Raw genomic sequence first — 13,812 nt, forward strand, 5'->3', positions numbered from 1 at the left:
ATATTTCACCATTTAGCTTACCATCCTCAGATTCCTCTTGATCTACCTATCTATACAGGTCTTAAGGTTGCTTGACTTAACTTAACAAAACGTTATGGTTTCCCTGATGAATGGAGAAAAGAATCAGGTAACTGGGTGAATAAGCTATAGCGGTATGCACTTGCATGAGATACAGTCAGCAAATCGTAAGGTAGGGGTTTCCCCGCCCTCAATCACATTGCATCAAGCGTGATAACTGCTATAGGACGCATTTAAGTTTGATTTAGTGAAGTTAGAAAATAAACCATTCTCAAAATTACATACAGCAGAATTCAGGAGTCAGAATAGATAAGAAATATGAATAAAACTTGACTAAGCAACCTTTTTATTCATTTTTAAGCGACAATAGAAACATAAGAAAATAGAGTTAAGTAGGTGGGCGTTAAAAATTGTTGTTGGGGCAAGGGAACAGGGAACTCTTAACTGGGAACAGGAAGAGAGTTTTGAGTGATTTTACTTTTCTTCACATACCTTTAAATTTTTCTGTTCACCTACTTAGAAAAAACAACTAGTTAAGCACTAGCTACGTGGAGGTGGAATATGACAACCCAAGATTTGCTCATCCCTCATGCTTATGCGTATCTGCTCGTAAAAATTAGTGTCTTAGTTTTAGCATTGTTGCTGTGGTTTGTGTTTACAGCCGCACCCGTTATTTAATTACATTCACAACGTAGAGATGTTGAAGAAAACGTCTCTATTTTATGGACATTAGCGATGAATATCTTTTTGGAAATTAACAGAATTAGTCAGCCAACCCCGTCGCCAAAAAAAGTATATCAGACTCATAGCAATTAACGCCATTACCCCTAAACATAGCGGGTAGCCCCAATACCAATTTAATTCCGGCATATTGTGGGGTGATTTTTCGGTATTGAAATTCATCCCATATACTCCAGCAATAAAAGTCAAAGGAATAAAAATAGAAGAAACCACCGTTAGCAACTTCATAATTTCATTCATTTTATTACTAATTGCCGATAAATACACATCCATTAAACCAGCCACTAATTCTCGATAAGTTTCCACTATATCCATAACTTGGACTGCATGATCATAACAATCTCGCAGATATATTCTCACATCATCACTAATTAATTCACTACCATCTCTAATTAAAGAATTAATTGCATCTCTTTGTGGCCAAATTGCGCGGCGAAGTTGTAATAATTCCCGCCGAATTTGATATATTTTTTGCAATGTTTTCTGACTAGGATTAACGATTACTTCCTCTTCTAAATCATCAATCCGTTCGCCATAAAGTTCTAAAACTGGGAAAAATCCATCAATAATTGCATCTAATAAAGAATAAGCTAAATAATCACTACCTTGTCTGCGGATAATACCTTTATTTTTATCAATTCTCATCCTCACACCATCAAAACAATCATGTTCCGGTTCTTCCTGGACTGTCAAAACATAATATTTGCCTAAAACTAAACTTACTTGTTCACTATAAAAACTGCCATTATTAGGATTAGGTACAACCATGTGGGCAATAATCACTAATTGTTCTTCATAATCCTCAATTTTTGGACGTTCTACCATATTGACAATATCTTCCAAAATCAGAGGATGTAAATCAAAAGTTTGACCTAAACGATGTAAAATATCTTTACTACCTAAACCTTGAACATCAACCCAAGAAACGGATTCTGTATCCAAATAATTAAGACATTCTTCTGGATAACTGATTTGTTTATGAATGAGATCAGTTTGATTATAGTCAATTAAAAAAATGATTGGTTGTTCTGCATTTTCATCAACAATGATTGTTCCTGGTGGAGTTCCTGCTTGATGAAAAAACTCCTTATCGTGTGACTTATTGATAACTTTGGAAACCCGGCGAATTTTCCTAATCATAAATTCTTAACCTACAGATATTAGTGATTAAAATTTTAACTCATATAATATAATACTTCTATCTTATAGTATTTCTTAATCTAATGAAAGACAAATTTATCTGCGTTCATCTGCGTTTATCATCTTGCATCTGCGGTTAATTTTGCAGATTTTGCATAATGGAAATGGGAATTTAGATATACAAATAAAATAAAAATATGCTTATGCAACCAAATCAGCAAACATTTTGGTTAATTGAAACTGAAGCAAAACCATTGCAGCAGATTATAGGTGGTGGTTTTATTTTACCAGATGGACAGGTAGCGATCGCTAGAATTTTACCAAATTCCAGTTACGTCACCTTTCCATCTCTAGCATCCTTTCAACAACTGCAAAATCAAAGAGGGAGAACATTAGTATTTGGAGAAAACTCACGAGATAATTATCATCTACAAAGCTTTAAACTAGTAAGAGATCAAGATGTAACAGGTATCAGCGGTACTGGTATAGTTGCCATAGGATGTTATTTTCAACTTTTCCATCAAGATATTAGTCAAAATTCTGCTAATATTGCAGTTATGCAATGGTTGAAAGCACCTAAATCCACAGCCTGGTATACTCAAGGATGGGAACAAATTATATTAATTCATGGACATAAAGGTAAAACCAAAATTATTGTAGATTAAATATCCCCTATTCCAGAAATCTTCCATTTATGAATACTAGTGAAAATCTCATCTTAGTTGTCGGTTCTACCGGTGGAGTTGGACAACTTGTAGTTAGTAAACTCTTAGAAAAAGGCTTACCAGTTCGTATTCTCACCAGAGATGCCGAAAAAGCCGCAAAAATGTTTAATAACAAAGTAGAAATTGCAATTGGTGATATTTGTAAACCCAGCACATTGACAGCAGCAATGGCAAACATTACCGCCATCATTTGTTGTACAGGAACTACTGCTTTCCCCTCTGCAAGATGGGAATTTAATCAAACCCCCAACATTATTGAATTGGGAATCGCTGCATTTAATCCCCAATTCCTAGAAGATAAAGCCAAAAATACCCCCACTAAAGTTGATACACAGGGTGTAATTAATCTTATATCAGCAGCACCAAAAAACCTAAACCGCTTCGTATTTGTTTCTTCCTGTGGGATTCTGCGTAAACATCAATTTCCATTTAATATTCTGAATCTTTTTGGTGTACTTGACGCTAAAGAAAAAGGAGAACAAGCCATTATTAATTCGGGAATCCCTTATACTATTATTCGTCCCGGACGTTTAACCGATGGACCATATACATCCTATGATCTCAATACCTTACTCAAAGCCACAAGTGGAGGTAAATTAAACATCATTTTCGGAACAGGAGACACAATTTCCGGTGATACCAGCCGCATTGATGTAGCTGCAACCTGTGTAGAAAGTTTATTTTATCAAAGTTCTGTGAACAAAGTTTTTGAAATAGTCAATCAAGGAAATCGACCGACTATAATTGATTGGCAAAATCTTTTTTCACAATTATAAAAAAGAGAGCAAAAACATGAAATTGAATAAATTTAAAACCCCACTTCTGTTAATATTAGCTAGTTTCGTCTGTTCACCAGCAGGTTATACTCAAACACCAGAATCACAAACATCTCAACTATCGGAAGAAGTTACTAAATTATCGGGAAGTGCTGTAATGATTTTTTAGCCTTAACCGAACAGCATTAAAATAGATGTAATCTAAAAAAACTTCAAAGAATCTAATCTTCCCAGAATAGTCATATCTTCAGCATCTAATTCTACAGGAATACCACTGCGAATTAGTTCGGAAAAATCCTCATTGGGGACCATAATTGTTAAGGCATAAAGACGGTTTTCACCAGTATTTTTAATCAAATGTGTACCTGTAGGTGGTACTAATAAACTATCTCCAGCTTTGATGTTTACGGTTTTTCCATCACAAATTGCGATGCCTTCTCCTTTGAGGATAAAAAACATTTCTACAGCCCATTGATGCCGATTTGGTGGTGTTTGTCCACCGACATCAAAGATTTCTATACAACAAGTTAAAGAAGTATTTGCACTTGCTGAATCAAAGATAATTGCTAATCGGTTAGAGTCATGGGGACTAATCCGATATGCTTGATAATCTTTGGGAGATTTAATAATGGGAATTACACAACGAGTATCGTACATAGTAGGAATGGGTAATTGGTAATTGGTAATTGGTGATTGGTAATTGGTGTTTTCTACCCAACTTAAATTAATTATTAATTGCGGTTATAATTGCCGAAGAATCAGTTACAAAACCGAAACATTGCTGGACATTATATAAAGTTGCTAACCAACAATATTCCGGTGAAGTTGTCGCCGTACAATCCTTGACTAAAATACAGTCATATCCTAAAAAATTGGCATCACACAAAGTTGATAAAACACATTGATCAGCATTTACACCAGCAAATAAGATTGTAGTTATACCCAAATTTCGCAAAATACTGTCCAAAGGTGTATCCCAAAATCCACTCATCCGATACTTATCAACCTGGATGTCTTCTGGTAGCTGTTCTAGTTCTTCCACCACAGCAGCAGCCCAACTGCCCTGCATTAGCACCTGAGAACCGTTGCTGGGCAGGGGATCACCTAATCCGACACCTGCCCCTGTGGGGTTGTATACGTGCAATAAACCGGCGCTTATATTTAGTAAATCTGGACGATTTCCCCAATTTAGCCAAATTATAGGTATACCAGCAGCCCGCAATTGTGGTAATAATTGTTGCAGAGGGGCAATCGGTTGACGGGCAGGGTTAACATCTACACCAATATGTGCTAACCAACCATCAGGATGACAAAAATCGTTTTGCATATCAATAACTATGATAGCAGCTTTGGATAAGTCGCAACGGAGGGTTTTAGTTTCTGTTGCTAAAATGGCTGGTTGTGGAGTCTTTTGAGGACGGGTAATATCTGCAAATGTCTGATTTACTTGCCAGTTATTTGGTGCAAATCCTAATTTCTGAGTGGGTAGATTCATAAATGCCAATTCTCGATATCGTTTTTTACGTTGTAGCTTAAAATTATGTTAATAGATCAATTACTTAATTAAGGTTAAAATCATGAACTTTACAATTAAGAATACTTTAATTAGCGTTGCTGATAGTTACGTAACTACAGATGTACAGGTTGTAGACGGTAAAATCACCGCTATTACCCCTAATTTAGAAATAATTGATACAGAAATTAATGGGGATAACAAACTGCTGCTGCCTGGTTTTTTTAATGCCCATACCCATTCTTCGGAAATGTGGCAACGAGGAGTAATTCCTCCTTTACCTCTTGAATTATGGTTAGCACATTTATATGATTTTACTCCTTTAAATACAGAACAAGTTTATCTTAGTGCTTTGGGAACGGCAGTAGAAACTTTACTTTCTGGAGGAACAAGTGTAGTAGATCATTTAGTATTAATTCCTGGGCAGGAATTAGAAACTATTGCTACAGCAGTTCGCGCTTATCAAGAAGTAGGCATCCGGGCTTTTATTGCCCCTCTAATTCAAGATGAATCTTTGAGTATGGGCATACCTAATGGAGAATCACAAGCAAATCATGAACCTTATTTTCGTTCGCTGGGGGAAACTTTAGCAATTATGGAAGCAGCGGTAAAACAATTTCATCAACCAGAGGCAGGAATTAATATTTTAGTTGCCCCGACAGGGATTCAATTATGCAGTGATGATTTATTTATAGGATGTATCGCATTAAGTAATAAGTATGATCTTTGTCGTCATACCCATTTATTAGAAACTAAAGCCCAGGAAAAACTGGCTGAAGAAAAATATGGTTGTACTGCGGTTCAACATTTACAGGAAATTGGGTTTTTGAACAGTTGCACAACTTTAGCCCATTGTGTATGGTTAAAGGAATCTGATATTAATATTCTTGCCCAAACACAATCTACGGTCGTTCACAATCCTTTAAGTAACCTCCGTTTAGGCAGTGGTATTGCCCCAATTCTCAAATATATTCAAGCGGGTGTTAATGTGACTTTTGGTTGTGATGGTGCTTCTAGTAATGACTCCCAAGACTTGTTGGAAGCTATTAAAATTGGTTCGATTTTACATAATCTGACAGAACCAGATTATCAATACTGGATTACACCCCGTCAAGCTGTAAAAATGGCATCTTTAGGGGGTGCAAAAGGTTTAAATATAGAAGATGAACTTGGTTCTCTTGCTGTTGGTAAAAAAGCTGATTTAGTTTTATATGATCTCAATAATTTGTCATTACTTCCCCGCACAGATCCTATTGGTTTATTAGTTTTAGGTCGTCCGGTTAATGTTATTAATAGTGCTTGGGTAAATGGTAAGCAAATTATTAGTAATGGAAAAATTACTACAATTAATATTGATGAACTGCGACAAGAATTATTTAACCGCAGTCACTGGGAAACACAGCCTAAATCAGCTAATGTAGATAAATTAGCACCTCGTTATCGGCAAGTTATGGGATTAAATTAATGTTAAGTTAAGCAAAATAATTGAGGGCGGGGTTTCCCCGCCCATACAGAGCAATTTCATCACCTAACTTGCAGGTAGGTGAGGGTGGTATGAAGTCAAGTAACTAGTACAGCACGGCGTAAATAAATCAACCATTCTTAATCGCCAAAAAGCTTGCCCAATATTGCTTTTGACTTTTGACGAACGCCTTGCGGTATTAGTACAGGTCGGCGGAAATAAACAGACCATTCCAAATCGCTGGAAAGATGATTATATATTCGTTTTGACTTTTGACCTTTGACTTTTGACTTCCGCCCTGCGGTGCTAGGGTTTTTTATCGGTCTTGACAGTAGCTTCTACTTTGACATTTTTTACGCCAGGTATTGCTTTAATAAAAGTTTCCGCCTGTGTGATTTCTTTTTGAGAAGTTGCTGTTCCTTTGAGGATAATTTCACCGTCTTTGTTGGTTACTTCTAACTTGTTTCCGGGTAAAACTGCTTTCAGTTTTTTGCTAATTTCGGTTTTTAAGTCGGTTGTGGATTTAGAAGTTGCAGTAGGAGTTGCGGTAAGAGTTGTCGTAGGAGTTGCGGTAGGAGTTGCGGTAGAATTATCTATGATTCTGGTGGTATCAGAAGCGGGTTTGGCTGGAACAACGGGGGTTGTGGTGCTAGTACCAGTAGTTTCTGAACCTGTTTTTGGTGCTTCTTGACAACCAACCATGCCAGCTACTAAAACGCCACTAACTAGAAAAGGAATGAGCTTTTTCATGTTGATTTCCAAAGTTGAATACTTGAAGTGATGGATTTTACTGTGAGTGATACCCAGGAGCAAATCTTAAAGAAGAATTAAATTTCTACAACCAAAAGTCATGAACCAAACATCCAGATAACTGACGGAATGACAACTTTCCAATAACTAAATTAAAACGCTTTTATTGAAAAGAGCCAATTTAATTGTACTCATGGCTATCGAATATTAACGGTTTGATGCTCACAGGTAGCCACTATCTATATATTCTCTATCTTAAAGACTCAGCCGCATCTTTTTTGGGATTGCTAATTGGGGACTAGGGACTAGTACCGCAAAGCGGAAGTCAAAAGTCAAAGATAATATTGAGCAAGCTTTTTGGCGATTGAGAATGGTTGGTTTATTTACGCAGTGCTGTACTAGGTAATTTTATTCTGACAACTGACAACTGACAACTGACAACTGACAAAGAGAGGATATTGCACCTTGAAGGTTCGGTTATACCACTTTCTATCTTTACCCCAATGACGATAATCTCGTGGATGTAGAGTGCAAATGTCTAATATAACCACCATTAGCTGCTGAAGCAATCAAGAGGTTAAAACCTGTGTACGAATGGATTTTGCCGAGTCTCAAGGAAGTTTTATCTGAAAATCAATCTCCTGTGGCTGAGTGTTCTACGGCTAAGGCAGAACAGCAGTGGCGTGTGAGTTTAGCGGCTACGGAGAACTTGCTGTTGAAGACTTTAGCCACGAGTTTATCTGATGATACTCAATGTTTGGTATTAGCTGCACCTGCACCTTTATTTAGTCACCCGGAACTAAAACAACGATTACAAACGATAACTTTTACAGCTAGACCTTTTAATCCTTTGGCATTGATGCCATTTATGATGCCGTCAGAAGTGGCGCAGCATATAAATAATATAGAAACAAATACTCCCCATACTGCTACTTTTCAAGAGTCTATTTTACCTTTGTTACCGGCTGATCCTCTGGGTGCGGAACAGTTTTGTTTGATATTTACAGATAAATTTAGATTGGTTTTGGTTTTGGCGGAAGATGAGAATGGTAAGAAGGAGTTTTTGTTTTCTTTTGAATCAGCGGTTGTCCAAAGGGCTTGGGAATCTATAGGTGCTAGGGTGGTTTTAACTAATCCTGAATTGTTTGCTGATTTAGATGTGAGGGTAGGAAATTATCCTGTTGTTGCTCCAGATTATCAAGTTATAATTCAATTTAGTCAGTTATTACTACAAGAGTTAACTATTGCAACAGAAAGTAATCCAGTTACGTATACTTCATCATCTTTTTGTTCACCTACTCCACCGCCAAAATCTCCATCTCGTTCTGATGTGGAATTGCTCCAAGCTTTTGCCCATGAGGTTCGCACTCCGTTAACGACTATTCGGATGATGACGCGATTGCTATTAAAAAGGAAGGATTTGCCTGTTAATGTTATCGGTCGTTTGGAGGTTATTGATCATGAATGTACTGAGCAAATTGACCGGATGGAGTTATTATTTAAGGCGGCAGAGTTAGAGAATTTATCACAACCTTCAAAATTTGCTAATTCCCAATTGTCGCCGATGTGTTTGGATGAGGTTTTACAACAGAGTATTCCCCGTTGGCAATTGGCGGCAACTCGGCGTAATTTAACTTTAAATGTGATTTTACCGAAGCAGTTGCCGACGGTGGTTAGTAATCCGGCGATGCTGGACAGGGTGCTTACTGGTTTAATCGAGAATTTTACGCGCAGTTTACCTCCTGGTAGTTGTATTCAGGTGCAAGTAATTCCTGCTGGTGATCAGTTAAAGTTGCAATTGTCTCCTCAGTTTGATTGTCAAGATCAAGGCTACAGGACAACGCCACCAATTCGGAAGTCGTTGGGTCAATTATTGATGTTTCAGCCGGAAACAGGGGCAATTAGTTTAAATATGGCGGCAACTAAGCATTTATTTCAAGCAATTGGGGGGAAATTGATTGTGCGTCAACGTCCGCAAAATGGGGAAGTGTTGACTATTTTCTTACCTTTGGAAGTTAGAGGCATCTGAATTTATCTGTAACAAGTGATTCATTTTTGGTAGTAATTTATCTCAATTTACTATACTATAGTACAATCACATAAGAGTAATTACACAAAATAAATATCCTTAAATGTTAATATCTGTCCGTGCTATTAGTGAAGCGGAATTAAATTTAGCTATTGTTCGTAATCCACTTGTAGTGAATGTGGGTACAACTGTTATGGAAGCGATCGCTCGCATGAGTGGTGTCCGATCAGTATGTTCTGTAGACCAAACCACTGGTAGTCAATATGGTTAATGAAGTGATGACGACCAAGGTAATTTGTGCGGTTGCGGATGTTTCGGTATTAGCGATCGCTTTTTTAATGGCAGAAAACCGCGTTAGTTCCGTAATTATTGTGGAAACACAGGCATCTAAACAAGTTCACCTTGGTATTATCACTGAGCGTGATATTGTCCAGTTTCAAGCCTTAAACCTGAATGTTGCTACCTGTTTAGCAGCAGATGTCATGAGTACACCCGTTTTTTGTGTGCATGGGAATGAATCTCTGTGGGCTGTGCAGAGCGATCGCCAATCTCAAATCTCCAAACGACCAATTTTCGTTGTGTGACAGTTTAGGGTGCGGAATGTGGGATACAGAAGTCAGGAGTCAGTGAGTAGGGGCGCAAGGCCTGCGCCCATCAATCTAATGTTAGTTATTGGTTATTAATTCTTTGCTGTAAAACTTCCCTTGCCTGTTCTCTGTCGTCAAAGTGAATTTTCTCAGTCCCCAGAATTTGATAGTCTTCGTGACCCTTACCGGCTAATAATACACCGTCTCCAGGTTGAGCCTGTAGAATAGCCGTCCGAATGGCGGTAGCGCGATCGCTAATCACCATTGCCTGTACCATATCAGGAATACCTGCCACCACATCCTGTAATATCTTTTCCGGGTCTTCCGTGCGAGGATTATCGGAAGTCACCACAGCCATATCTGCAAGTTCCGCTGCTATTTTCCCCATTTTCGGACGTTTAGTGCGATCGCGGTCTCCCCCACAACCAAACACACATATCATTTTACCAGGAATAAACGGCCGAGCCGCCTTGAGCAAATTCTCCAAACTATCAGGAGTATGGGCATAATCCACAATCACACTAATATCTTGTTGTGAACTAATTTGCACCCGTTCCATCCGTCCAGGAACACCGGGAAACCCAGGAATAGCACCTGCTACCAATTGCAAATCTAACCCCAAATGGACAACCGCCCCCACAGCAGCCAAAAGATTTTCTAAATTATATTGACCAACCAAAGGCGAACTAAAAGCCACATTACCTTGAGGAGTATGTAAAATCCCACTCACCCCATAGGGTTGATAACTTAAATCACTCATCCAAAAATCAGCCGTACTATCATTAACGCTATAACTCCAAACCCGTTCCCGATGCAAAGATGCAATTATCCGTTGACCGTAGACATCATCAGCATTGATAATTGCTCGTCCTTGCAGATAATTAGGACTAAATAACAACGCCTTCGCCGCAAAATAATCCTCCATATCCAAGTGATAGTCCAAATGATCCTGAGTGAGATTAGTAAACACCCCCACCTCAAAAGCACAACTCAAAACCCTACCCTGGTGCAAAGCATGAGAACTAACTTCCATTACCCCTGTATCACAACCGGCATTCATCGCCTTAGCCAATTGTTGCTGTAAATCTACCGCAAAAGGAGTAGTATTCACAGCGGTCTCTTCAAAACCAGGCCAGCGCGTATACAGCGTACCTATTAACGCCGTCGGTAAATTAGCCTGAGTTAAGAAATATTCAATCAAATGAGTAGTAGTAGTTTTCCCATTTGTCCCCGTCACACCCACCATTTTCAATTTTTGTCCTGGATAACCATAAAAAGCCGCAGCTATTTGGGCGCAAGCTTTAGTCATATTATCGGCACTAATGACCACAGAGTTTGCTGTAGGCGGATTTTTCCTCATAGCTTCGGGGGAAACAATCGCCGCTACAGCACCAGCAGCCAAAGCCCCCGACCAAAACTCCCCACCATCTACCCTAGTTCCTGGCATCCCAATAAACAAATCGCCCACACCACAGGTATGGGAATTAGTTTTCAGTCCTTGAATATCAATATCTGGTATATTTGCAGACTCAATCCCATCTACAGCCGCTAATAATTCCCGCAATTTCATCTAGTGAACCTCGCCACAAGCTTGTCTTGCGCCTATTTAAACATTATTTTTTGTTTATTGGGAGAGATACAACAAAATTCAAGAAACGTCTTCAGGTGGATGCCAACCAGCAGAAACCCAGGCTTGTCTCACAGTCACTGCGTAGATATTATTAAGTTGTAAAGCTAAAACTGTAACACGACCACAGGCAGTTAATCCTATGATATGTGTACCATTGTTAGTCCAAGCAAAGTGAGATAACCATGTTTGCTGACGAGGATTAAATAGTTTTACCTTGCTGTCAGTAACTTGATCTAGACCATGAGTTTGAGTACCTTTGTATCCGTTGCATAGTCTACAAGCAAGCCATAAATTTTCTTCGTTATCAGTCCCACCTTTGGCTTTGGGAATAATATGATCAATCTCTAAAATACCCAATACATACTTTTGCAGACTAAGACAGTAACCACATTGATGATTAGCCTGGTTTCGCACCTTAACCCGAACTTCTTCAGAAATTTGACTAGAACTCACGCACCTAACTCTTTTATTAATCCACGTTTGACAGCTTCACTTAATGCAGTAGCTTTTCGCAATAGTCCCTCTTGATAAATTTGCATTAGTGTTTGCAATTCAGAATGTTCTGATTCTGTAACAATACCAGCTTGTTGTTTATCTAGTAACTCACTTAAACGAATATCTTCTTCAGATTCCATTTGTAATTCTGTCAAAGCTAAAACTTGCTGGTCAGAAAGTGCTGATACAGGTTCAAGGGTTGTTGCTTCTAGGCTAATAGGTGGGATAGAAAACTGGATAGTATCAACTAAGATGCTGGCTAAATCCCTGTTTGCTAGACGTGCAAAGTGTTCAGCTTTTTGATAAACGTCATCTGGTAGAGTAATTGTGATTTGGTTACTCATATTTTTTAGATAGGTTTCCTTCATATTATTGATTATAAATATTTGTTATATCTTATAAACCTTTATTTTTATAAAAAGTTACAATACAACTAGTCATACGAAATCCAAACCATGTCTGAATCAGTGCAGTATATAACTAATACCCAGGGAGAAACAGTTGGTGTATTGTTAAATCTGGAAACTTACCAACAAATAACCAACTTATCAGCAGATACTGAATTATTAATTGGGTTAAGTTTAGATGAGTTACAAGCTTTGGTAGAAAGTGTATTATCCCCCAAAACTCAGACTCAATTAGATAATTTATTAATGAAAAATGCTGATAATCAATTGACAAATGAAGAGTCTGAAACTTTAAACAAATTACTGGCACAGGTTGATAAATTGAATATTCTCAAAACTAGAGCTAGATATACTTTAAACTTTAAACCAATTTCAAGAAAAACATAAAGTAGCGTGAGTGTTTATATTTCTGTTGAATTACAAAAACAAGTTCGTCATTGTTTTGCAGATTGTTGTGCTTACTGTCATACTGCGGAATCTCTAACAGTTACTACCTTTGAATTTGAGCATATCATTCCTCCGGCGGCTGGTGGTGAAACTGTATTTGAAAATCTCTGTTTAGCTTGTCCATCTTGTAATCGTTATAAAGCGACTCGTCAAACAGCAATTGATCCAAATACTCAGGATGAGGTTAAACTATTTCATCCACAACAGCAAGCATGGATAAAGCATTTTGCTTGGAGTGAAGATGCTACGGAATTGTAGGACTTACACCTGTGGGGAGAGGCACTATTTCTGCTTTAAAAATGAACCGTCCACAATTAACTCGTGTACGGAAAATGTGGGTAAAAATGGGTGAACATCCACCAAATATATAAACTGTTGATTTCGGTTTTTTTGGGCATCTGGGTTTTGCCTGTCTATATGCGGTTTATAACTGCCTGTTTAATATTAATTTCGTATCTATTATTGTGGTTATTGTGATAGCATTGCGTATATGCTGCGTAAATTCTCTGTTTTAAATTAAGATTAAAGCATCAAATTCTGGCAAATATATAATATTGTTATGCGAAATCGGATATTAAGTATTTTATTGCTCACCTTATCTCTAACTACCACACCCCAGCTTGTATTTGCTCAAAATAGTGTCCAACAGCTATTTAAACAAGGTGAAACAGCGGAATCGGTGGGTAACAACTCCCAAGCAGAGACGATTTGGCGTAAGGTTTTGCAGGTTGAACCCAATAATGGCAAAGCTTATAACAATTTGGGTAATGCTTTACGACGACAGGGAAAATTACCGGAGGCTTTAGCAGCACACCAAAAAGCTCTACAACTCAATCCTAATGATGCAGAAGCCTATGTTGGTATAGGTAATGTCCTAAATGCCCAAGGTAAACAAGAAGAGGCATTAGCATCTCATAAAAAGGCTATCCAACTTAACCCTAATTTGGCTAGTGCTTACAATGGTTTGGGCATTGCCCTCAGAAGCAAAAAGAAATTAAATGAGGCTATTACCGCATTTCAGAAAGCTATACAAATTGATCCTAACTACACCAGGACTTACATTAATCTCGGTTTAATTTTTAAAGACCAGAA

Annotated in this window: 17 protein-coding genes; 10 read left to right on the forward strand and 7 right to left on the reverse strand. The window is 38.0% G+C overall.

Going from position 1 to position 13,812, the window contains the following annotated elements; all coding sequences use genetic code 11:
- Positions 1 to 747: 747 nt before the first annotated feature.
- Positions 748 to 1,899 (reverse strand): magnesium/cobalt transporter CorA, encoded by a 1,152-nt coding sequence (corA, locus tag CA730_RS15930; RefSeq protein ID WP_096668750.1) that lies wholly within the window; start codon positions 1,897 to 1,899, stop codon positions 748 to 750.
- Positions 1,900 to 2,096: 197 nt separating this feature from the next.
- On the opposite strand from corA, the gene CA730_RS15935 reads away from it, so the two are divergent.
- Genes CA730_RS15935 through CA730_RS24550 form a run of 3 tightly spaced genes read left to right on the forward strand, consistent with a single transcriptional unit; the run spans position 2,097 to position 3,569 of the window.
- Positions 2,097 to 2,564, forward strand: a complete 468-nt coding sequence (locus CA730_RS15935; protein ID WP_157749999.1) for a hypothetical protein — start codon at positions 2,097 to 2,099, stop codon at positions 2,562 to 2,564.
- 29 nt (positions 2,565 to 2,593) lie between these two features.
- Positions 2,594 to 3,400 (forward strand): SDR family oxidoreductase, encoded by an 807-nt coding sequence (locus tag CA730_RS15940; protein WP_096668754.1) that lies wholly within the window; start codon positions 2,594 to 2,596, stop codon positions 3,398 to 3,400.
- 16 nt (positions 3,401 to 3,416) lie between these two features.
- Positions 3,417 to 3,569, forward strand: coding sequence for a hypothetical protein (locus CA730_RS24550; RefSeq protein ID WP_157750000.1), 153 nt, complete (start codon positions 3,417 to 3,419; stop codon positions 3,567 to 3,569).
- A gap of 32 nt (positions 3,570 to 3,601) precedes the next feature.
- Here CA730_RS24550 and CA730_RS15945 read toward each other — a convergent pair whose 3' ends face one another.
- Together CA730_RS15945 and CA730_RS15950 are read right to left on the reverse strand one after the other, a co-directional pair.
- Entirely contained in the window at positions 3,602 to 4,057 is a 456-nt protein-coding gene (locus tag CA730_RS15945) for a cupin domain-containing protein (protein WP_096668756.1), read from the reverse strand.
- A gap of 67 nt (positions 4,058 to 4,124) precedes the next feature.
- Positions 4,125 to 4,895, reverse strand: coding sequence for a cysteine hydrolase family protein (locus CA730_RS15950; RefSeq protein WP_096668758.1), 771 nt, complete (start codon positions 4,893 to 4,895; stop codon positions 4,125 to 4,127).
- An 82-nt stretch (positions 4,896 to 4,977) separates the two neighbouring features.
- On the opposite strand from CA730_RS15950, the gene CA730_RS15955 reads away from it, so the two are divergent.
- Positions 4,978 to 6,378 (forward strand): amidohydrolase, encoded by a 1,401-nt coding sequence (locus CA730_RS15955; RefSeq protein ID WP_096668760.1) that lies wholly within the window; start codon positions 4,978 to 4,980, stop codon positions 6,376 to 6,378.
- A 303-nt stretch (positions 6,379 to 6,681) separates the two neighbouring features.
- On the opposite strand, the gene CA730_RS15960 is transcribed toward CA730_RS15955, so the two are convergent.
- A complete protein-coding gene (locus tag CA730_RS15960; protein WP_096668762.1) occupies positions 6,682 to 7,125 on the reverse strand; it encodes a BON domain-containing protein in 444 nt (147 codons plus the stop codon).
- Between the two features lie 586 nt (positions 7,126 to 7,711).
- Here CA730_RS15960 and CA730_RS15965 point away from each other — a divergent pair.
- The 3 genes from CA730_RS15965 (at position 7,712) to CA730_RS15970 (ending at position 9,738) form a co-directional block, all read left to right on the forward strand.
- Positions 7,712 to 9,154, forward strand: a complete 1,443-nt coding sequence (locus CA730_RS15965) for a sensor histidine kinase (protein WP_096668764.1) — start codon at positions 7,712 to 7,714, stop codon at positions 9,152 to 9,154.
- A gap of 103 nt (positions 9,155 to 9,257) precedes the next feature.
- The gene (locus tag CA730_RS24555) at positions 9,258 to 9,425 is read left to right on the forward strand and encodes a CBS domain-containing protein (RefSeq protein WP_157750001.1); all 168 of its coding nucleotides are present in this window, start codon (positions 9,258 to 9,260) and stop codon (positions 9,423 to 9,425) included.
- Positions 9,418 to 9,738: a CBS domain-containing protein gene (locus CA730_RS15970; protein WP_096668766.1), complete on the forward strand. Its 321-nt coding sequence runs from the start codon at positions 9,418 to 9,420 to the stop codon at positions 9,736 to 9,738. Before CA730_RS24555 ends, CA730_RS15970 begins: the two co-directional genes overlap by 8 nt.
- 85 nt (positions 9,739 to 9,823) lie before the next feature.
- On the opposite strand, the gene CA730_RS15975 is transcribed toward CA730_RS15970, so the two are convergent.
- The 3 genes from CA730_RS15975 to CA730_RS15985 form a co-directional block, all read right to left on the reverse strand.
- Positions 9,824 to 11,311, reverse strand: coding sequence for a UDP-N-acetylmuramoyl-L-alanyl-D-glutamate--2,6-diaminopimelate ligase (locus CA730_RS15975; protein ID WP_096668768.1), 1,488 nt, complete (start codon positions 11,309 to 11,311; stop codon positions 9,824 to 9,826).
- Between the two features lie 78 nt (positions 11,312 to 11,389).
- Positions 11,390 to 11,824, reverse strand: coding sequence for an HNH endonuclease (locus CA730_RS15980; RefSeq protein ID WP_096668770.1), 435 nt, complete (start codon positions 11,822 to 11,824; stop codon positions 11,390 to 11,392).
- Positions 11,821 to 12,210, reverse strand: a complete 390-nt coding sequence (locus CA730_RS15985; protein ID WP_027403414.1) for a hypothetical protein — start codon at positions 12,208 to 12,210, stop codon at positions 11,821 to 11,823. Before CA730_RS15985 ends, CA730_RS15980 begins: the two co-directional genes overlap by 4 nt.
- A gap of 111 nt (positions 12,211 to 12,321) precedes the next feature.
- Between CA730_RS15985 and CA730_RS15990 the strand changes: the two genes are divergently transcribed.
- The 3 genes from CA730_RS15990 to CA730_RS16000 form a co-directional block, all read left to right on the forward strand.
- Positions 12,322 to 12,660 carry a hypothetical protein gene (locus CA730_RS15990; RefSeq protein WP_096668772.1) on the forward strand — a complete coding sequence of 113 codons (339 nt, stop codon included), beginning with the start codon at positions 12,322 to 12,324 and terminating at the stop codon, positions 12,658 to 12,660.
- A gap of 6 nt (positions 12,661 to 12,666) precedes the next feature.
- Positions 12,667 to 12,978, forward strand: coding sequence for an HNH endonuclease (locus CA730_RS15995; RefSeq protein ID WP_231939859.1), 312 nt, complete (start codon positions 12,667 to 12,669; stop codon positions 12,976 to 12,978).
- A 301-nt stretch (positions 12,979 to 13,279) separates the two neighbouring features.
- A partial coding sequence (locus tag CA730_RS16000) for a tetratricopeptide repeat protein (protein ID WP_157750069.1) occupies positions 13,280 to 13,812 on the forward strand: 533 nt, incomplete at its 3' end.

This window comes from Dolichospermum compactum NIES-806 (assembly GCF_002368115.1).
Classification (GTDB): domain Bacteria; phylum Cyanobacteriota; class Cyanobacteriia; order Cyanobacteriales; family Nostocaceae; genus Dolichospermum; species Dolichospermum compactum.